At 46.4% G+C, this 19,847-nt stretch carries 16 protein-coding genes and 2 tRNA genes; 14 read left to right on the top strand and 4 right to left on the bottom strand.

Features of this window, described 5'->3' with window-relative positions; translation table 11 throughout:
- Nucleotides 1-2: 2 nt before the first annotated feature.
- Both L8G48_RS10225 and gloB read right to left on the bottom strand, forming a co-directional pair.
- Entirely contained in the window at nt 3-1,634 is a 1,632-nt protein-coding gene (locus L8G48_RS10225) for a lytic transglycosylase (protein WP_248264508.1), read from the bottom strand.
- 48 nt (nt 1,635-1,682) lie between these two features.
- Nucleotides 1,683-2,444: a hydroxyacylglutathione hydrolase gene (gene gloB, locus L8G48_RS10230; RefSeq protein ID WP_248264509.1), complete on the bottom strand. Its 762-nt coding sequence runs from the start codon at nt 2,442-2,444 to the stop codon at nt 1,683-1,685.
- A 74-nt stretch (nt 2,445-2,518) separates the two neighbouring features.
- Here gloB and L8G48_RS10235 point away from each other — a divergent pair, with 74 nt between their 5' ends.
- Complete coding sequence (locus L8G48_RS10235) at nt 2,519-3,289, top strand: methyltransferase domain-containing protein (RefSeq protein ID WP_248264510.1); 771 nt, start codon at nt 2,519-2,521, stop codon at nt 3,287-3,289.
- A complete protein-coding gene (locus tag L8G48_RS10240) occupies nt 3,286-3,675 on the top strand; it encodes a rhodanese-like domain-containing protein (RefSeq protein ID WP_248264511.1) in 390 nt (129 codons plus the stop codon). The genes L8G48_RS10235 and L8G48_RS10240 overlap by 4 nt, the downstream gene beginning before the upstream one ends.
- A gap of 1 nt (nt 3,676) precedes the next feature.
- Here the strand turns inward: L8G48_RS10240 and rnhA are convergent, their stop codons facing one another.
- Nucleotides 3,677-4,150, bottom strand: coding sequence for a ribonuclease HI (gene rnhA, locus L8G48_RS10245; protein ID WP_248264512.1), 474 nt, complete (start codon nt 4,148-4,150; stop codon nt 3,677-3,679).
- A 51-nt stretch (nt 4,151-4,201) separates the two neighbouring features.
- On the opposite strand from rnhA, the gene dnaQ reads away from it, so the two are divergent.
- The 10 genes from dnaQ to tilS all read left to right on the top strand — a co-directional run bounded on the left by dnaQ (nt 4,202) and on the right by tilS (nt 15,491).
- Entirely contained in the window at nt 4,202-4,909 is a 708-nt protein-coding gene (gene dnaQ / locus L8G48_RS10250) for a DNA polymerase III subunit epsilon (protein WP_248264513.1), read from the top strand.
- Entirely contained in the window at nt 4,894-6,225 is a 1,332-nt protein-coding gene (locus L8G48_RS10255) for a TIGR03503 family protein (protein ID WP_248264514.1), read from the top strand. Before dnaQ ends, L8G48_RS10255 begins: the two co-directional genes overlap by 16 nt.
- A gap of 143 nt (nt 6,226-6,368) precedes the next feature.
- Nucleotides 6,369-6,445 (top strand) — tRNA-Asp (locus L8G48_RS10260).
- Between the two features lie 25 nt (nt 6,446-6,470).
- Nucleotides 6,471-6,547, top strand: a tRNA-Asp gene (locus L8G48_RS10265).
- 216 nt (nt 6,548-6,763) lie between these two features.
- A complete protein-coding gene (locus L8G48_RS10270; RefSeq protein WP_248264515.1) occupies nt 6,764-8,941 on the top strand; it encodes a M3 family metallopeptidase in 2,178 nt (725 codons plus the stop codon).
- 101 nt (nt 8,942-9,042) lie between these two features.
- Entirely contained in the window at nt 9,043-9,165 is a 123-nt protein-coding gene (locus L8G48_RS13485; protein ID WP_282444833.1) for a hypothetical protein, read from the top strand.
- Complete coding sequence (locus L8G48_RS10275) at nt 9,134-9,592, top strand: NAD(P)/FAD-dependent oxidoreductase (RefSeq protein ID WP_248264516.1); 459 nt, start codon at nt 9,134-9,136, stop codon at nt 9,590-9,592. The genes L8G48_RS13485 and L8G48_RS10275 overlap by 32 nt, the downstream gene beginning before the upstream one ends.
- Before the next feature lie 112 nt (nt 9,593-9,704).
- Nucleotides 9,705-13,181, top strand: a complete 3,477-nt coding sequence (dnaE, locus tag L8G48_RS10280; protein ID WP_248264517.1) for a DNA polymerase III subunit alpha — start codon at nt 9,705-9,707, stop codon at nt 13,179-13,181.
- Between the two features lie 15 nt (nt 13,182-13,196).
- Nucleotides 13,197-14,153, top strand: a complete 957-nt coding sequence (accA, locus tag L8G48_RS10285) for an acetyl-CoA carboxylase carboxyl transferase subunit alpha (RefSeq protein WP_248264518.1) — start codon at nt 13,197-13,199, stop codon at nt 14,151-14,153.
- A 6-nt stretch (nt 14,154-14,159) separates the two neighbouring features.
- Nucleotides 14,160-15,491, top strand: coding sequence for a tRNA lysidine(34) synthetase TilS (gene tilS / locus L8G48_RS10290; protein ID WP_248264519.1), 1,332 nt, complete (start codon nt 14,160-14,162; stop codon nt 15,489-15,491).
- Here the strand turns inward: tilS and L8G48_RS10295 are convergent.
- Nucleotides 15,457-16,362, bottom strand: coding sequence for a GGDEF domain-containing protein (locus L8G48_RS10295; protein ID WP_248264520.1), 906 nt, complete (start codon nt 16,360-16,362; stop codon nt 15,457-15,459). The two genes, tilS and L8G48_RS10295, sit on opposite strands and share 35 nt — an antisense overlap.
- A 166-nt stretch (nt 16,363-16,528) precedes the next feature.
- Between L8G48_RS10295 and L8G48_RS10300 the strand changes: the two genes are divergently transcribed.
- Both L8G48_RS10300 and L8G48_RS10305 read left to right on the top strand, forming a co-directional pair.
- Complete coding sequence (locus L8G48_RS10300; protein ID WP_248264521.1) at nt 16,529-18,496, top strand: monovalent cation:proton antiporter family protein; 1,968 nt, start codon at nt 16,529-16,531, stop codon at nt 18,494-18,496.
- A 121-nt stretch (nt 18,497-18,617) separates the two neighbouring features.
- The gene (locus L8G48_RS10305) at nt 18,618-19,847 is read left to right on the top strand and encodes an efflux RND transporter periplasmic adaptor subunit (protein WP_248264522.1); all 1,230 of its coding nucleotides are present in this window, start codon (nt 18,618-18,620) and stop codon (nt 19,845-19,847) included.

The raw sequence follows: 19,847 nt of genomic DNA on the forward strand, positions 1-19,847 counted from the left end.
CCTCAACTACTAACCTCAGTGACATCTACTTTTAACTTAAGCATTTGCCCCGGTTGTAGATAACGATTGCGTTGAATGTTATTCCATTGCTCAATTTGCCGAATGGTGACATTAAATTTATCAGCAATTCGGGCTAATGAGTCACCGCTGCGTACACGATATCTTATATTACGCATAATGCTGTTGATACTGCTTTGTACGGCCGACGAAGGTTTAGCTTCCGTCCAAACCACTAATTCTTGCCCCGGTCTTAAATAATCACCAGGAGCCATAGAATTCCAACGTGCCAGGTCTCGTAAATTGACACTGTAAGCACGACTAAGATCCCAAAGTGTGTCACCCGACTGAACGACATGTTCTAAACGCTTACCTGAGCGTTTTTGATCCTGTCGATCCTCGCGTCGTTGGTCTTTCGATAATTTGTAATTTTCGATATTCAGTGTGGCGACAGGGATTAACAGGTGATCACCCGCCCGGATAATATGACTGCTAATGTCGTTAACCTGTTGAATCACATCAACCGACGTATTGTATTTGTTGGAAATGGTCAACAAGCTCTCGCCGGATTTAACCTTGTGGCGCGTCCAGCTGAGCCAGTCTTTGGGTTCGGTTTCACTTAATGCCTGCTTAAACTTTTCCGCATTTTGATTAGGCAGAAGTAAACGATGAGGACCATTAGGTGCCGTTGCCCAGCGGTTATAACCTGAGTTGTATTGATGCAATAAATCCAGTGGCATATCAGCCATATCTGCGGCTAATGCTAAGTCAATTTGCGCCGGCGTTTCAACAACGTCAAGCTTGGGTTGATTCTCTATTGGGTACCACGCGATACCATATTCTTCGCTATTGGCGAGTATTTCCGATAAGGCGAGTAACTTAGGTACGTAAGCTCTTGTTTCGCGTGGCAGAGACAAATTCCAGAAGTCAGTTGGTTTATTCAAACGTTCATTTTTTCTAATAGCCGCTGCAACCCGGCCTTCACCGGAATTGTATGCCGCAAGAGCATGCATCCAGTTGCCGTCAAAATAGCGGTGTAACGCTTGTAAATAATCGAGTGCTGCGTGGGTGGCCGCAAATACATCGCGGCGGCCGTCATACCACCAGTTGATATCCAGCCCATACCGGCGTGCGGTGCCCGGAATAAACTGCCACACACCGGAAGCACTGCCATGCGAATACGCAAATGGGTCAAATGCGCTCTCTACTATGGGTAGTAATGCCAAGTCAATTGGCATCTCACGCTTTTCAAGTTCTTCAACAATGATATGAAGATAAGGCTCCGCTCGTTTAGCTACGCGGTCCAAGTATTCAGGGTGGCTGACATACCAGTTGCGCTGGCTTTGAACTCTGGGTACATCGGGGACTTCAAAGCGAAGTTGCTGCCGAATTCTGACCCAAAGGTCATCCTGCTGTTGCGGAGTCAGCTTGACCGGTTCAGCGGCAGCGACTTGTTCTTCAGCGGGCTGACTTATTATCTGTTCAGGAATCGGCGTTAGTTTTAGCTCAGATGGCTGGTTGGTTTTTATCGGGTCATTGTCGCTAAACAGCATTGTGTTTTGGCAGCCGCTTAATGCCAGGCCACTGGCTACCATACAACATTTAAACCATGCGTTCTTTCGCTTGCTATTTGTCATGCGCAATTTACTTCCGATAATTGTTAAAATTATGAAGAGTTTAAAGAATCAGGCGTTATCTTTCCACTGCCTGATTGTGTAAAAAACATCCTCAGGGGTGTTTTTTACACTTCCGGCATGTTCTACAGCCGCTTTTATAACACTTTTTTGATCAAAACGAAGAAACGGATTAATCGCTAGCTCTAGCTGCAGCGTGCTTGGCAGAGTAATTTGGTCTTGTTCGCGTAACATTCTGACCTTTTCGGCATAACCTTGTAAGACAGCATTGTCGGGTTCAACTTTCAGGGCAAAGTTTACATTTGCCTGAGTGTACTCATGCGCACAAAATACCCGAGTCTCTCCCGGCAGCTGACGCAGTTTTAAAAGTGAATGAGTAAATTGTCCGGGAGTGCCTTCGAACATCCGGCCACAACCGCCTGAAAATAAAGTATCACCACAAAATAGAAAGCCCGGCGTGTAAAAGCTGATGTGATCCAGCGTGTGTCCCGGTGTGGTAACTATCTGCCATTGGACTCCGCCAAGGGTCAGTTCATCACCCTCGGTTACGGTTTGAGTCAGTGTCTGAATGTCGGGGTTATCCGGTCCTATGACAGGGCATGGAGACTGCGCTACTAACTCTGCTATTCCGCCAGTATGGTCGTAATGGTGGTGAGTAACCAAAATAGTATCAATACGCTTGTTATTTTGTTCCAGCCATTGTTGAACGGGTTTTGCTTCTCCGGGGTCTACAATAATAACGGTGTCATTATTATTTGTTTCTATCGCCCAGATATAATTGTCATCGAAAGCCTTAATAGCGTGAACTCGCATATTAGCCCCTATAGCGCTAGGATGAGAAACCCAGCGAGCAATTTGAAGATAAGTTGATAATACAGGAATTCGTCGTGTTAATTAAACCAGCATATTCGAAAATTGATTTAGCGGCTCCGCTGAATTGGTCACAAATGGCTTGTGGGCAATACGTTATGGAGCAAACGGCTGAATTGATTCGGTGCTACCAACGACGCCTAAAACCGGGAAGAACCGTGGCTATTGGTTCACTGGCACCCGGGCTTAACCATAGTTTTCAAAACCGTGCAGACTGGCTGACTATTGGAGCGGGGAAGCAAGTTGCCGTACGCAGTAAATTGACTGAACTGGCGGTGAAAGAAAACAGCGTTGATAACCTAATTGCTCCCTTTGTGCTTGAATTTTGCCAGAACCCACACCAATTACTAAGAGAGGTTACCCGGGTACTCGACGATGACGGTGTTTTAATATTAACCGGATTTAATCCTTACAGCCCTGCAGTGGCAAGTGGTTTTTTTATACGACACAAAAAAAGCTTTCCCTGGTGTGGGCGGTACTTTTCGTCAATAAGAATAAAAGATTGGCTGGAACTGCTGGGGTTCGAAGTACTGGAGTCTGAATTTTATGTTTCTCATTTTTTACATAAGGGTGAGTACCAGGGAAGCGACTGGTCAACAAAGTTAAGTGAAAAAATACCGGGGTTGCGCGCTGCTTACTTTATCGTGGCCCGGAAGCAAACTTTGGTCGATAAATTAAAACCATTGGTTCAGCGCAGGCAACTCGCTGTTAATGGACAACAACCCGCAGCGGCAATGACAACAAAACCGGTTTCAAAATCCAATACCAACTTAAGAGGTAAGTTATGATTACAGCACAAGAGTTATGTGGCAAAGCGAAATCTAATGTCAACGAAGTGAATACTGAAGAGCTGCAAAAAGCGATGGAGCAGGGTGCACGCGTTATTGATGTACGTGAACCGGCCGAGTACGGTCAGGGACATATTCGCGAAGCGGTAAACATGCCCCGCGGCGTTCTGGAAATGCAGCTTAATCAACACCCTGATGTTGCCGGTTATGATAATGCGCTGGAACGCATTGCCGACAAACCGTTATATCTTATTTGTCGAACCGGCGGTCGTTCAGCTTTAGCCGCTGAAAGCTTGCAGCGCATGGGCTTTGATAACGTCTACAGCGTTGATGGTGGCATGAGCTCCTGGCAGGAGAAAAAGCTGCCAGTGGTTGCCGGCGAGTAACTTACTCGCCGTCAAACCCTTTATCTTCCTGCAGAGGCTCGCACGTTGCGGCGTCGCGGGCCAGCTCATCGCAGCGCTCGTTTTGTTTATGTCCTGAGTGACCTTTTATCCATTTCCACTCAACCTTATGGCGATTAACTTCTTCATCCAGCTGCTGCCATAAATCTTTATTTTTTACAGCCTTACGCGCGGAAGTGCGCCAGCCATTTTTTTTCCAGCGGGGCATCCATTGTTCAATACCTTGTTTGACATACTGGCTGTCGGTTGTGAGGATGACCTGACAGGAGTGCCTTAATGCTTTTAATCCAGCAATGGCTGCCAGCATTTCCATACGGTTATTTGTCGTAAGGCGATACCCCTGACTTAATTCTTTATGGTGTTTTTCATATTCCAGTACGGCTCCGTACCCGCCCGGCCCCGGGTTGCCAAGACAAGAGCCATCAGTGTATAAATGAACAGTTTTTGAGTTCGACATGTTACTTGCTACTATATCCTTTGTTTCCAGCCAGTATATCAGGATTTAAACATGCGTCAGGTCGTATTAGATACAGAAACTACCGGAATTGGCCCGGAAAAAGGGCATAGAGTTATCGAAATAGGCTGCGTAGAGCTTATTAATCGCAAGTTAACCGGCAACCATTTCCATGTTTATATTAATCCTGAGCGAGTGGTTGAGCAGGAAGCCATTGAGGTTCATGGCATAACCAATGACTTTTTAACGGATAAACCGGTGTTTGCACAGGTGGCCCAAGATTTCATTGAGTTTATTAAAGGGGCACAGTTAGTTATTCATAATGCCCCCTTTGATGTCGGGTTTATGGATGCGGAATTTAGCCGTTTAAGACCTGCGGTTGGGTTAACCAATGACTTTTGTTCAGTGCTTGATACCTTGAAACTCGCCCGTGAAATGCGCCCGGGACAAAAGAATAACCTGGACGCTTTGTGTCGTGCCTTTGGCGTCGATAACTCATCACGCGAACTGCATGGCGCCTTACTTGATGCCGAAATTTTAGCGGATGTTTATCTAATGATGACCGGCGGGCAAACGGCTTTGAACCTTGCCAGTCATGGAAAAAATAACCAGGATGGCTCGCAAAAGGTTGAGCATCAGCAGGTGACTAACGCTCCGGCATTAAAGGTTTTGCGTGCAACAGCCGATGAAGAAGCATTACATCAAGAACGTCTGGCGCGAGTGAAAGAAGAAGGTGGACATTGTCTGTGGCAAGACTCATAGCTCTATTAATGGCTTTGGTAAGTAGTTCAGCAGCTTATGCTGTGCAAAACTTTATGGATGACACTGACTCGAAGGAGCAGGCGGAAAAGAGAGCTATGAGCCTGGTAGAGGGCGATATGACGAATAAGCTACCAATTAAAGGCCAAAGCTTCCGGATTGACGAAAATGTCGAAGAAATTACGCTGTTATTTTTTCGCGAGCCGGGCAGTAAGCCCGTAGTTTTGATAAAGCCGGATGGCAGTAAATGGTATGATGCCCGTTATCCTGAAGAACAGGTTACCTGGTATACCGATCCAAATTTCGACATTATCCGCATCAAAAAACCTCAACCCGGCCCCTGGCAAGCTGCCGGGCGCATAGATCAAGAAAATAAAGCCTTAATAGTCTCTGATATTCGTTTTGAAGCTAATCCTTTACCGAATCCATTATTTCAATACGAAGAGCTAAAAGTTGAAGGTAAACTTTATAACGGCGACAAAGTGGTGGAAACGGCACGTTTTCGTCAAACGGTCCTCCTTGACGTTCTGTTTGTTAGCACCAATAACCCGGACTTCGATAACTTTGGGGCTAATCCCTCGCGGGTAGCGCAATTTGAGGATAATGGCAGAGGACATGATGAACGAGCCGGCGACGGTGTATTCACCGGCTTTTTTAATCTTGACGTTGAGCCCGGTGAATGGTTAGCGACTTATGAAATGACAACCCCGCTGTATCAACGCGTATTTGAGTTTGGCCCGGTAGAAGTTGAGCCTTTACCGGTTGAATTTAACATCATCCAGTCTGAGGCTGTGGATGAAAACCACCAGCTGAGCATCGGGGTTGATGAAAACTGGATTGACCCAGAAAGTTTGGTTATCAACGGCGAAACCAGTTTTCCTAATGGAGAAGTGCGTAAGTTTACTGTCAGTCAAATAGAAAGCTTTCCGCACAACGTCGAAATTGCCAATCTTGCCTTTGGCAAGCATTTAGTCGATTTAGATATTTTTGCAACCAGTGTCAGTGGCCGAGAATTTGAAGCGCGTATTAATGACTTTAGTTTTATTGCGAAGGAGCCGCCGCCTCCTGAACCCACGGCAGCTGAACGGGCACAACAGCAACAGATGGAACTCGAACGTGAGCGGGAATTAGCTAAGCAAGAGCGTGAAGCAAAGCAAAAACAAGCAATGATGAACCTGATCATTATTGTGGTGGTAAATATTGTTTTAATTGGCTTGGCTTTATTTGCTCTGTGGTGGTTTAAATTTCGCAAAAAGAAAGTACCGGTCAATGTCGATCATTCTGAATCTGAAAAATCAGAGAAAAGTGGTAAAAAGTGACCTTTGTGGTCAAAAAAGCGTAGATCTGAATATAAATCAGACAGTCGGTTAAAATCTTTAAAAAAAGTGTTGACTCATTTGCCCCCCACTCGTAATATGCACGCCGCGTTGAGGGAGAGATACTTCAACGTTGTACTTAGTGCGGAGTGGTAGTTCAGTTGGTTAGAATGCCGGCCTGTCACGCCGGAGGTCGCGGGTTCGAGTCCCGTCCACTCCGCCATTTAGTACACCCCAAAGAATTTTGCGGAGTGGTAGTTCAGTTGGTTAGAATGCCGGCCTGTCACGCCGGAGGTCGCGGGTTCGAGTCCCGTCCACTCCGCCATTATTCTTTATGACTTCTTCAGTTCCTCATCTAAATTATTTCTGATTCGCTTGTTCTGTTTAATCTTTCTTGTCGTTCCTCGTAATAGTCGTTTGCTGAAAATTCTATCTCAAAGATCATACTTTTTAGCGTTTAGCTATTGAGCCTGAGCCTTCACAGGGCTAGAGTATTGTTACCAAAATCGCAATGATAAAACAAAGACAACGGGAGATACCCATGCGTAAAACATTACTGGCTGTAGCTGTGGGCGCAGCAGTATCGTTGGGAGCTTGCAGTGATGCAAATAACTCATCAACAACAGAAAACCAAGCCGCTTCTGCTGACAGCGATCAGCAAGCAACAGCAACAAATCCATTTTTTGAAGCAAGTTCTTTGCTTTATCAGGCGCCAAACTTTGATGCTATTGAGTTCAAACATTTTGAACCAGCATTTGAGCGCGGCATGGAAGAGCATATGGCTGAAATTGAAGCCATTGCAACGAACTCAGCAGAACCAACTTTTGAAAACACCATTGTTGAAATGGAAAAAGCCGGCGAAGTTCTGGGACGTGTTAGTTCCGTTTTCTATAATCTTTCATCCTCTAACAGCAGTGATGAAATTCGAGAGTTACAAGGTAAGTTAGCCCCTAAAATCGCGTCTCACCGTGACAATATCATGCTAAATGCGGATCTGTTTGCACGGGTTAAGCGTTTATTTGATAACCGCGATTCTCTCGATCTGGATTCTGAGTCTGAGCGCTTATTGGAAGACACCTACAAAGGCTTTGTCCGCGCCGGTGCAGAACTGAACCAAGAGCAAAAACAGCAGATTCGTGAAATTAACAAAGAACTGTCCAGTTTAACCACTGAGTTCCAGAAAAGCCTGATGGCGTTGACTCAGGAAAATGTCATCGTTGTTGATAATAAAGAAGAGCTAGCCGGTTTAAGTGACAGCCAAATTGAGTCATTGGCCAAAGCGGCTGAAAGCCGCGACATGGAAGGTAAATACGCAATTACGCTTACCAATACCACTCGCCAGTCCATTCTGACTGATCTAGAAAACCGTGAACTGCGTCAAAAAATATGGGAAACCTCGGCGAATCGTGGCACCGGTAACACCGAGACTGATACCCGTCCTATGGTTCAGAGCTTAACCAAATTGCGTGCCGAGAAAGCAAAATTGCTTGGCTATGACAGCTGGGGCGGTTATGTACTGGCAGACAACATGGCAGGCACCCCAGAGGCAGCTCAGTCTATGCTGCGTGACTTAGTTCCGGCGGTTGTCAGTAACGTTGAAAAAGAATCTGAAGAAATTCAGGCCATGATTGAAGCCGAAGGCGAAGATTTTGAACTGAAACCCTGGGACTGGTTCTACTATGCAGAAAAAGTGCGTGAAGAAAAATACGCTATTGATGCTGACGAAGTAAAACAATACTTCGAGTTTAACCGTGTCTTGGAAGATGGCGTATTCTACGCAATGAACCAATTGTTTGGCATTACTTTTGAAGAGCGCAATGACATTCCGGTTTACCATGATGAAGTGGCCGTTTACGAAGTGAAAGACGTTGACGGCTCAAGCCTTGGTTTGTTCTATGCCGACTACTTTACCCGTGATAGTAAGCGTGGCGGTGCCTGGATGAGCTCATTCCGTACGCAATCTGAACTGATGAATCAGAAGCCGGTTATTGTAAACAACATGAACATCAGCAAAGCACCAGAAGGCGAACCGACTCTGCTAAGCTTTGGTGAAGTCTCTACCATGTTCCATGAAATGGGACACGCGTTGCATGGCATGTTTTCTGACGTGAAATACCCGTCTCAGGCGGGCACTTCGGTACCACGCGATTACGTTGAATTTCCATCAACCTTTCAGGAAGACTGGACACTGAACAAAAAAGTTATCGCAAAATACGCCAAGCATTACGAAACCGGAGAACAGATCCCGGATGAGCTTCTGCAGAAAGTACTGGATGCACGTAACTTTAACCAAGGCTTTGATACTTTAGAGTATCTCTCTGCCGCATTATTAGATCTTGAATATCACACGGTAGAACCAGGAACTGAAATCAAAGATGTTCAGGTCTTTGAGCAAGATGCGCTGGAGAAAAATGGGGTTGCCGTTGAAGCGGTACCACCACGTTATCGTTCAACCTACTTTGCGCACGTATTTGCCGGTGGCTACTCTGCGGGTTATTACGCTTATATGTGGAGTGAAGTTCTTGCAGCCGATGCGTTCAAATACATGGGTAACAACGGTGGTTTGAGCCTTGAAAATGGTCAGGCTTTCCGCAAGGAAATTCTGTCAAAAGGCAGCAGTAAAGACCCAATGCAGCAATACATTGACTGGCGCGGTCAGGAGCCGACCGTTGAAGCTCTGCTGGAACGTCGAGGCCTTACCGATCCAAGCATTGATTAAATTGTGCTGAAATAATTACGACTGAACAGTCGTTATATAAAGCCACTGGCGTTATTATCGTCAGTGGCTTTTTTATTATCTGCTTGATAAGTGAAGCACAAATGCAAAAACAGATTGTTATTGTTGGCGGCGGTGCTACCGGCGTTGAACTGGCAGCAGAACTCATTCACTCGGTTTCGTTGCTTTCTGTTTATGGTCTGGGCAGCCGGCGTTCGTGCTCCTGACTTTGTTAAAGAGTGGGGGCTTGAGCTTCAGAAAAACAATCAGGTTATTGTTAACGAATATCTACAGTCGGTGTCTGACAAGAGCATTTATGCCATTGGTGACTGCGCTGGCTGTCGCATTGATGACGAGCGTTGGGTACCACCCAGAACCGAGTCAGCGCACCAAATGGCAGAATGTTTGTATCAGAATATTGTACGTGAATACCGGGGTAAGCCAGCAAACGCGTGTAAGTATAAGGACAGGGGCTCGTTAGTCTCATTGAGCCGGTTTTCTGCGGTGGGTAATTTGATGCAAAGCAAGAGCTTATTAATGTCATTGCAAGGTACTTTGACACGCTGGGCGTACGCCAGTTTATATCGTATGCATCAAAGATGCCTTACATGGCGGGTGGAAAATGTTGCTGTTATTGATGGTCGACAGACTTAATCAGGTGGTAAAACCGCGGTTGAAGTTACACTGACGATATACTTCAGAAGCCGCATAAGGCACAATAAAGGCCATAAAATGATAACGAAAAAAGCCAGACTGTATTCGTAAAATGACTCCACCAAATTTTGTCCACCTAAGAATTCATAGTGACTTTTCCATGATAGATGGCCTCGCGAAAGTTGGGCCTATTTGTGAGGCGGTGGCTGATGCCGGCATGCCTGCATTAGCCATTACCGATCAAATGAACTTTTGTGGTCTGGTTCGTTATTACGGCGCCGCTCATAAGTTAGGGCTCAAACCTTTAATTGGCTGCGATTTTTGGGTGCAGGCGGACTATCCTGAAGCAGAGCTTTTTCGATTAACCGCGCTGGCCATGGATAACGACGGCTATCAGCAAATCACCCAGCTTATCTCTAAGGCTTATTTACGCGGTAATATCAAAGGCAAGCCGGTCATCGATAAAGATTGGCTGAAAGAGCATAACCAGGGCATTATTCTGCTCTCCGGGAGCCGACAGGGTGATGTCGGACAAGCGTTAATCAGAGACCATAACGACCAACTTGATGCGGCGCTGGATTTCTATCAACAGTATTTTCCGAATCGATATTACCTTGAGCTGGTCCGCACCGGACGCCCCCAGGAAGAAGAGTACCTGCATAAAGCAGTCGCTCTTGCAGGGAAAACAGAGTTGCCGGTTGTAGCGACCAACGAAGTGGTTTTTCTTAAAGAAGAAAACTTTGACGCACATGAAATTCGGGTCGCTATTCACGACGGGTATCAGTTAGAAGACAAACGTCGGCCTAAAAAATACTCTCCACAACAGTATTTGCGTTCCAGCGAAGAGATGATTGAGCTGTTCTCTGATATTCCTGAAGCAATTGAGAACACCGTTGAGATAGCTAAACGCTGTAACGTCACTGTGCGCCTGGGCGAATATTTTCTACCCAAGTTCCCAACGGGAGATTTAACCACCGAAGAGTTTTTAATTAAAGCTTCGGAGGAAGGGCTGGAAGAACGTTTAGAGTTTTTGTTTGCTGATGCGCAGGAGCGACAGCAGAAACGATCGGAGTACGATAAGCGACTCAAACGAGAATTGGGCGTTATTAACGACATGGGCTTTCCCGGATACTTCCTTATCGTTATGGAGTTTATTCAGTGGAGTAAAGATAACGGCATTCCGGTAGGCCCGGGGCGGGGCTCTGGTGCAGGCTCGCTGGTGGCCTATGCCCTTAAAATTACCGATCTTGATCCGCTTGAGTTTGACTTGCTGTTCGAACGATTCCTGAACCCGGAACGGGTTTCGATGCCTGACTTTGATGTCGATTTTTGCATGGATCGCCGCGATGAAGTTATTGATCACGTTGCGGACCTTTATGGTCGTGAAGCGGTCTCGCAGATTATTACGTTCGGCACCATGGCGGCTAAAGCCGCAATCCGGGATGTAGGCCGGGTATTGGGTCACCCTTACGGTTTTGTCGACAGAATCTCAAAATTAGTGCCGGGCGACCCTGGTATGACCCTGGCGAAAGCTTTTGAAGTAGAACCTCAACTGGGCGCCGCGTACGAAGAAGATGAAGAAGTTAAGGCCATTATTGATATGGCCAGAATTTTGGAAGGCGCGACTCGTAATGCCGGTAAACACGCCGGTGGGGTCGTTATTTCTCCAACCAAAATTACCGACTTTGCGCCTTTGTATTGCGATGACGAAGGTCACAATCCTGTTACTCAATTTGATAAAGACGATGTTGAATCAGCGGGCTTGGTGAAGTTTGACTTTCTGGGATTACGAACTTTAACCATCATTCAATGGGCTGTGGATATGGTAAATCGTCGCCATGCCCAAAGTGGTAAAGATCCGATTGATATCACCTCAATTGATTTAACCGACCCCAAGTGTTTTCGGTTACTGAAAAAAGCCGAAACAACCGCGGTTTTTCAGCTCGAATCCCGTGGTATGAAAGAGCTGATTAAAAAGCTCTTACCCGACTCGTTTGAGGATATCATTGCATTGGTTGCCTTATTCCGCCCCGGACCTTTGCAATCGGGCATGGTTGATAACTTTATTGATCGAAAACATGGTCGGGAAGAAATTTCTTATCCTGACGTGGAGTATCAGCACGACAGTTTGAAACCCATACTGGAACCGACTTACGGCGTTATTCTGTATCAAGAGCAGGTCATGCAAATTGCTCAGGTGTTAGCGGGCTATACGCTGGGTGGAGCCGACTTATTACGCCGTGCAATGGGTAAGAAAAAGCTTGAAGAAATGGCGAAGCAGCGTGAAATTTTCCGTGAAGGTGCCGCTCAAAATAACATTGATCCTGAACTGGCGACGAAAATCTTCGATTTGGTTGAGAAGTTTGCGGGTTATGGCTTCAATAAGTCACACTCTGCCGCTTATGCGTTAGTGTCCTATCAAACCTTGTGGATGAAAACACATTATCCTGCGGAATTCATGGCTGCGGTAATGTCTGCGGATATGGATAACACCGATAAGATTGTTACTCTGGCGGATGAGTGCGACCGCATGGGACTGGACTTACTGCCGCCGGACGTCAATAAAGGCGAATACAAGTTTATTGTGGATGAACAGCAGCGAGTGGTTTACGGCATTGGCGCTATTAAAGGCGTAGGCGAAGGCCCCATTGAATCCATAATAAAAGCGCGGGAAGAAGGTGGTGCATTTCGCGACTTATTTGATTTTTGCTGCCGGGTCGATTTAAAGCGGATGAACAAACGTATTCTCCAGCGGCTAATTCGTGCCGGTGCAATGGATAACCTGGGACCGCACCGTGCGGCACTGATGGCTACGCTAGAAAAAGCGATTCGCCAGGCAGAGCAACATTTAAACGCTGAAAAAATTGGTCAGTCAGATATGTTCGGGGTGCTGACGACAGAGCCAGAAGCCGTTGAGCAAGAGTTTGTCAGCGTGCGGAAGTGGTCGGAAGCGGTTTGGTTAGAGGGTGAACGCGATACCTTAGGGCTGTATTTAACCGGACATCCAATTAATCGTTTTCGCAAAGAGTTGAAGCATTACATTAATAGCACCTTGTCGAATGTCACCCCAACCCGCAAAGATGAAAGTATCGCTATTGCGGGGCTGGTCATTGATATACGGGTGCTGGCCAATAAGCGTGGGCAACGTTTTGCTATTGTTACTTTAGATGACAAAACGGCGCGCATGGATGTACGATTGTTCAGCAATGAATACGAAAGTTATCAAGAATTGCTCGAAAAAGACCGAATTTTGTGGATAAAAGGTGAGGTCAGATTTGATAACTTCAGTAATAGCAATACAATGACTGCCAGAGAAGTGATGGCAATTGAACAGGCGCGGGAAACTTATCTCCGGCATTTAGCAATTACAGTAACAGATGAACAACTTGCTAACGGCCTGGCCGGAAAATTGGAAAAGCTATTACAGCCCTTTGCTAAAGGGACTTGTCCGATAAAAGTGCGATATCAGTCGGAACGTGTTGAGGCCACTTTGAATGTTGGCCCACAATGGTATGTGAGTCCGTCTGATGAGTTAATATACGAATTACAGAACTTGCTGGGAATTCAGCAAGTTTCACTTGAATTTTAAAGGAAATGACAGCGAATGAGCCTTAATTTTCTGGATTTTGAACAACCTATTGCGGAACTTGAAGCGCAAATCGAAGAGCTGAAATCTGTCGGTAATCGCGGACAACTGGATCTTAACCTGGAGGAGGAAGTCCAGCGATTGACCACTAAGAGTCAGGAACTGACAGAAAAAATCTTTTCTGATTTAGGTGCGTGGCAAGTCGCACAACTGGCACGCCACCCGTTGCGGCCCTACACGCTTGACTATATTCGCATGATATTTACCGAATTTGACGAAATGGCCGGGGATCGCTCTTTCGCTAATGACAAAGCTATTGTTGGCGGTATTGCGCGTTTAGACGGTAACCCGGTTATGGTTATTGGTCAGCAAAAAGGGCGTGAAACTAAAGAAAAAATCCGTCGTAACTTTGGTATGCCGAAGCCTGAAGGTTACCGTAAGGCGTTGCGTCTTATGCAAACGGCTGAACGCTTTAATATGCCCATTGTGACCTTCATTGATACCCCCGGGGCTTATCCGGGGATTGGTGCGGAGGAACGCGGGCAAAGTGAAGCCATTGCGCATAACTTAAAAGTTATGGCACGTCTAACCGTTCCTATTATCTGTACTGTCATCGGTGAAGGTGGCTCCGGCGGCGCTTTAGCAATAGGGGTGGGCGATCGTGTTAACATGCTGCAATACAGCACATACTCGGTTATTTCTCCTGAGGGTTGTGCCTCTATTTTGTGGAAGAGCGCCAGTAAAGCACCATTAGCGGCGGAAGCAATGGGCGTAACTGCAGATCGGAGTAAAGAGTTGGGGCTGGTTGACTCTGTGATACCTGAGCCTCTGGGCGGAGCACACCGCCAGCAGGAAGAAATGGCGGTACGTCTTAAGCGTCAGTTGATTACTGACTTGGGAAGCCTACAGGGCTTGAGTCACGATGAATTACTGGACCAGCGCTACCGTAAGCTGATGTCTCTCGGTTACTGTTAATTTCCAATGACGGTTGATGGTCTTTACGACCTGTTTTGTCAAAGCCTAGAGCCCCTCGCTTTACAACCGGGGCAGCAATTAGTTGCTGCGCTCGGAGGCGGGGCCGACTCGCAAACTATCCTTGATTTGCTGATGCGCTATCGTCAGCAACATCCTCAGTATCAGTATTTAGCCATTCATTTAGATCACAGTTTTCACCCAAGTTCGGCTGACTGGTCATTGACGATTGAGCAAGCTGCTAAAGCTTATGGTATTGAAACCATTTTTGAGCCACTGGATGTGCCTGTCTCAAGTCGGCAAAGCAAAGAAGCCGCCGGGCGTGAGGGGCGCTATCAGCGAATGGCTGAGTTAACGGAAAATGACGCGGTGTTGTTACTGGGCCAACACAGGAACGACCAGATTGAAACATTTTTGCTGCAGTTAAAGCGGGGTAGTGGCCCGAAAGGGTTATCGTCTATGGCCCCTATTCATCCATGGAAAGGAAACCGCCGATTATGCAGACCGTTACTCAGTGTGAGTAAAGAGGATATTCTTGATTACGCGCAGCAACAGGATTTGACCTGGATTGAAGACGATACCAACTATGATACTCGTATTGAACGAAATTTTCTGCGTCATAATGTGGTTCCACTTATAGAGGCGCGCTGGCCGCAATTCGGTCAGAGCGTTTTAAGGGCCGCAAAGCTCTGTGCCGAGCAACAGCAGGTTATGGACGAGCTGTTGCAGCAACGGTTACGCAAAGAGCAGACACACAATAATCATTTCCCGCTTTGCCTATTAGAGCAGCAGTCTGTTGCAATGCAGAGAGCTTTGCTGCGAACCTGGTTGCAGACACTGAATCGTTCATTACCCAGTTATGAACAATTAGAGCAAATCCGATTGCAGGCCAGGTCGGCAAGTAATGAGAGTCAATTACAGATTCAATGCGATGGGTACAGCGTGCGTTATTTCCAATTCGCATTATGGTGTGATGCGAACCCGGGGGCGTTGCCGGAAGACTGCTGGATTGATGATACCGAGGTTGACTTAGGTGCCTGGGGTAAGCTCAGTATTCCACCGGATTTAATAATGGGTAATAATCAACTCAAGCTGACTTTTTCACCGTCAACAGCAAAATTGGGGAAGCCCGGACGGCAGGGGCGGAAAAAGCTCAGAGACTGGCTAAAGCAAGCGGGAGTGCCTCCTTGGTTGAGGCAACGATATCCGACCCTTGAGCTAAATGACCAATACCTTTGGGTTGCTAAATTTGGTTGGTTTAGTTACCAGGTTATCGACACTATTGATTTACCAGAACCGGTCTGGGTTAGCTCAAGTGTTGGTCTTTACCGGCTACCTTAGCGGCATAGAGGCGTCGGTCTGCGCCATCAATAACATCTTGAGGACTGTGAAAACTTTCCATGACCAGACTGCCGGCGCTGACACCAAGATTAAAGGTAGCAAGATTAATATCATTACTGAGCGCGTAACGAATGCGTGCAAAAACGTTTTCAGCTTGCTGAGGATGAGTGTTCTCCAGTATCAGCACAAACTCATCACCACCATAACGGAATATTCGGTCGGTTTCGCGTAACTCTTGCTGTAGTAAACGTGCAAACTGTTTGAGTACTTCGTCACCCTGCTGGTGACCATGACGATCATTGACCGTTTTGAAGCCATCCATATCCAACAACATAATAATATGAGACTGCCTGTTGTCGCGCTTTAAACGTGCACTAAGATGCTCTAATGTTTCATCAAGTAAGGCTCTGTTGCCCAAACCGGTTAAGTGATCCCTGACCGCCACTGTTCTTAAACGCGAAAACTGGATTGCGTTTCGCAAAGGAAAAGTCAACTGGCGATGCATTTGCTCCAGACGAACCTTGTTAACCTGTGAGGGCGGACGTTTGAATTGATAAACCATCTGACCCAGGTACTCCTTATCTGCGTAAAGCATGACGGAAAATTCGCTGGCACGACTTTCAAAGTCACCGACTAAATTGATAATTTGGTCTTCGGAGATAAATTGTAATGCTCTGACGGGCAGACGTTGCAGCATGTACTCTGTATAAATGGAAAGTACTTGATTCAGGTCTAGCGATGTCTGTAAGCGTTCGCTCAACGGAGTCGATTTGCTTTGCAGATCAGTGGAGGATGTCAATTGACTGATAATCGCCTGAGTTTTGCCCTCAGTTGTTTTACTCTCAGAATTTGCGACTGCTCTGTTTAACATAACAAACCTTTGTGCCTGAATTTAATAATTAAAAGTTACTTTGCAAAATTCAAGCCAAAAATAAAAAGTCTATATTTTACAAAGTTTTATATGATCTAGTTTTTCTGAAACAAAAGAGTGTTATTATTTTGACACGATAAAAACAAAACGACCCGGGAGCTCCTGCATGAATGGTACTTTTTCCAGCCTTCTGCTTTTATTAGCGGTTGCCGTTATCCTCGTCTGGCTGTTCCGAAGAATTAAATTGCCGGCAATTTTGGCTTACTTAGTTGCGGGAATTGTTGCCGGGCCTGATGTTATGGGTTGGATAGACGATCCTGATGATTATCACTTAGTTGCAGAGCTGGGAATTGTTCTGCTTTTGTTTTCGCTCGGATTAGAGTTCTCGCTGCCGAAGATGATTGCGATGCGACGTTGGGTGTTTGGGCTCGGGGCAGCCCAGGTGCTCGGTTCATTGTTAATATTTTTGCTAATAGGTTTTATGTGGCTGGAAGAATGGGCTGCTTCATTAGCCATAGCAGGGGCATTGGCACTGTCATCTACCGCGGTTGTTATCAAACAGCTGAAAGAAAGCGCACAAACGTCGAGCCGGCGCGGCCAGATGACAGTTGCTATCTTATTATTTCAGGATATCGCGGTTGTCCCCTTACTGATTATCATTCCATTGCTGGCATCAGATGACGGTAATATTGGTTACACTTTACTGCTTGCTTTAGCTAAAGGTGTGGCGGTTATCGCTGTGCTGATGGCCGTTGGTAAATGGATATTACCTTATCTGTTTAAAGAGATTGCCAAGCAGCGAACTGACGAGCTGTTTGTGCTCGCAACATTACTGGTTGCTCTTGTTGCCGGTGGCATGACGCAGATTTTTGGACTTTCCATGGCACTGGGCGCCTTTCTGGCCGGAATGATGCTGGGCGAAAGCCAGTACAAACATCAGTTAGAGGCCGATATTCGTCCGTTTCGCGATGTTTTGATGGGGCTGTTTTTTACCACCATTGGAATGCAGCTTCAGCTTGCGGGGTTTATTCAGAATTTTCACTGGATACTATTAGCACTGGTTATCATGGCGGTCATAAAAATTGTCTTAATAAGTTCGGTAGCCCGCTTGATGGGCGAGCGAGATGAGGATGCCTGGGGCAGCGGTATTTCGTTGTTTCAAATGGGGGAATTTGGTTTTGTCATTGTGGCGTTAGCCAGCAGTCATGGTTTATTAAGCAAAGAAATTGTCACCAGCATGATAGGTATTGGCGTGCTCAGTATGGCAATAACACCCATAATAATCCATCGCCTTAAACCTCTGGTTAATGTGCTGGTGCGTCATCCCGATCCCTTAATTGATATTGAGCAACAACGCACAACAGGCAGCGCAGGGCTTGAAAATCAGGTGTTGATTTGTGGTTTTGGTCGGGTGGGTCAGACCGTGAGCCGCTTTCTTGGCGCTGAAGGAATTACCCATATTGCTGTAGACAATGATCCAATGCGGGTGCAGGAAGCTGTTGCGGGTGGTGCTCGGGTTTATTTCGGAGACAGTGCCCGGAAAGATATTTTGCGGGCCGTAGGCGCCGAAAAAGTTGATCTGATTATTATCAGCTTTGCCGATAACTTACGCGCGATTGAGGTATTAAAACAGCTGCGTCAGCTGAACCCGGATGCTTACATTATTGTACGCAGTAAGGATGATAAAAAACTGAATCAGTTACAGGAAGCCGGTGCCTCTCAAGTGGTACCGGATACACTCGAAGCCAGTTTAATGCTGATTTCCCATGTGTTAAACCGAAGCGGAATTCCTATACGCCGCATTCTGGCAAGGATGGATAAAGAGCGGCGTAACCATTACGGCGAAATGCATGGTTTCTTCCAGGGCTCTGAAACCGATATGGCTCCAGAACTGTCCGATAAGCTGGAATTTTTGCGGGCGCTAACGTTACCCGAAGGCGCGTGGGCTAATGGCAAGCGTATTGATGAACTGGATTGGGACAAGCATCAGGTTCAGCTGAAAGCCTTGCGGCGTGATGATGAAGAGTTTCCGGAGCCTGATAAGGATATCGAACTGCAATCACAAGACGTGGTTTTGTTAGTCGGAAAACCGCGTTATGTGGAATCTGCTGAGCGCTGGTTACTGGAAGGCTGAAACAGTCAGTTACAACTTTCCGGCTTATACACACAACTGGCAACAGTTAACGCCTAACATTTTACATTATTAGCGGCGATAATAAGGCTGTGAGTTAATCAATTATGAGTAGAATAATAAAATGAAATTTCCAAAACGCGCCTTTATTCCACCTTTAATTATTGTCGGTGCTGTCGTTTTATCGGTATTAGCAAGTATGACAGCTGAGCCGCCGAAGCAACGAGAGCAAAGTAAACCGGCGGCAATGGTTGAAGTTGTGGAGGTCACTCCGCGTGATATGACTTTTATTGTTGATTCCCAGGGGACAGTAAAACCTAAACATTCCACGATGTTAGTGGCGGAAGTTACCGGCCAGATAGTCGATGTTGCCGACAACTATAATGCCGGTGGTTTCTTCAAACAGGGTGAGATGCTGATTCAGGTTGACCCTTCTGACTACAAAGTAGCCGTGCAACAGGCCCGTGCAGCATTGTTGCAGGCTCAGTCAGAGCTTGAACAGGAAAAAGCAAGAGCGCGCGTTGCTGAAGAAGAATGGGCCGCATTTGAGGAAGGCAAAGCGCCGGAATTAGGATTACGCAAACCACAGTTGGCCAGTGCGGTTGCCGCCGTTGACTCGGCAGAAGCTAACCTGGCTAAAACTGAGCGTGACTTAGAACGCACCACCATCAAGGCCCCGTTTGACAGTGTATTAAGAAGTAAAGAAGCAAACTTGGGTCAGTTCGTATCAACCGGTAGCCAAATTGCCTTAGTATTTGATACTCGTACTGCCGAAATTCGCTTGCCGCTGAGTGATCTCGATATGACTTACATTCAGGATCCTGCGCTGGTTGAGAAAAAACCGCGCGTGCAATTAGAGTCTTTGGTTTCAGGCCAGTCAGCAACCTGGCAAGGTCGCTTAGTTCGCACCGAAGGTGTTTTAGATGAAAATAGCCGGGTTATTTATGGGGTTGTCGAGGTGTCAGACCCTTATAACCTTAACGGCAATACGCATCCGATATCTTTGCGCTATGGGCGGTTTGTACAGGCAAAAATAGAAGGTACTGAAGCACAAGACATTATGGAAATTCCGACTTACGCGATGAACCCCGATGGTTCTGTGTGGATAGTTCCAGACAGTAGAGAGCTGGAAAAACGCGAGGTTGAAGTGGTGCGTACACAGGGCAATACAAGCCTAATCAGTTCCGGTCTGGAAAGTGGTGAAAAAGTGGTGCTGACTCAGCTGAAAAATCCACTGCCTGGTATGAAAGTGCGCCTGGAGGGAGACCCATTACCTGAGCAGATAGAAACAGCAGCTAAACAAGATGATAGCGGCGAAAAAGAAGCCGGTGATTCTAAAAACATAGGCGGGTAA

The organism is Idiomarina aminovorans, from assembly GCF_023155095.1.
GTDB lineage: Bacteria > Pseudomonadota > Gammaproteobacteria > Enterobacterales > Alteromonadaceae > Idiomarina > Idiomarina aminovorans.

Bases quoted from the DNA above. Each gene is read 5' to 3' on its own strand.
- L8G48_RS10225 (WP_248264508.1), bottom strand. From the start codon at position 1,634: ATGACAAATAGCAAGCGAAAGAACGCATGGTTTAAATGTTGTATGGTA.
- gloB (WP_248264509.1), bottom strand. From the start codon at position 2,444: ATGCGAGTTCACGCTATTAAGGCTTTCGATGACAATTATATCTGGGCG.
- L8G48_RS10240 (WP_248264511.1), top strand. From the start codon at position 3,286: ATGATTACAGCACAAGAGTTATGTGGCAAAGCGAAATCTAATGTCAAC.
- rnhA (WP_248264512.1), bottom strand. From the start codon at position 4,150: ATGTCGAACTCAAAAACTGTTCATTTATACACTGATGGCTCTTGTCTT.
- dnaQ (WP_248264513.1), top strand. From the start codon at position 4,202: ATGCGTCAGGTCGTATTAGATACAGAAACTACCGGAATTGGCCCGGAA.
- L8G48_RS10270 (WP_248264515.1), top strand. From the start codon at position 6,764: ATGCGTAAAACATTACTGGCTGTAGCTGTGGGCGCAGCAGTATCGTTG.
- L8G48_RS13485 (WP_282444833.1), top strand. From the start codon at position 9,043: ATGCAAAAACAGATTGTTATTGTTGGCGGCGGTGCTACCGGCGTTGAA.
- L8G48_RS10275 (WP_248264516.1), top strand. From the start codon at position 9,134: ATGGTCTGGGCAGCCGGCGTTCGTGCTCCTGACTTTGTTAAAGAGTGG.
- dnaE (WP_248264517.1), top strand. From the start codon at position 9,705: ATGACTCCACCAAATTTTGTCCACCTAAGAATTCATAGTGACTTTTCC.
- accA (WP_248264518.1), top strand. From the start codon at position 13,197: ATGAGCCTTAATTTTCTGGATTTTGAACAACCTATTGCGGAACTTGAA.
- tilS (WP_248264519.1), top strand. From the start codon at position 14,160: ATGACGGTTGATGGTCTTTACGACCTGTTTTGTCAAAGCCTAGAGCCC.
- L8G48_RS10295 (WP_248264520.1), bottom strand. From the start codon at position 16,362: ATGTTAAACAGAGCAGTCGCAAATTCTGAGAGTAAAACAACTGAGGGC.
- L8G48_RS10300 (WP_248264521.1), top strand. From the start codon at position 16,529: ATGAATGGTACTTTTTCCAGCCTTCTGCTTTTATTAGCGGTTGCCGTT.
- L8G48_RS10305 (WP_248264522.1), top strand. From the start codon at position 18,618: ATGAAATTTCCAAAACGCGCCTTTATTCCACCTTTAATTATTGTCGGT.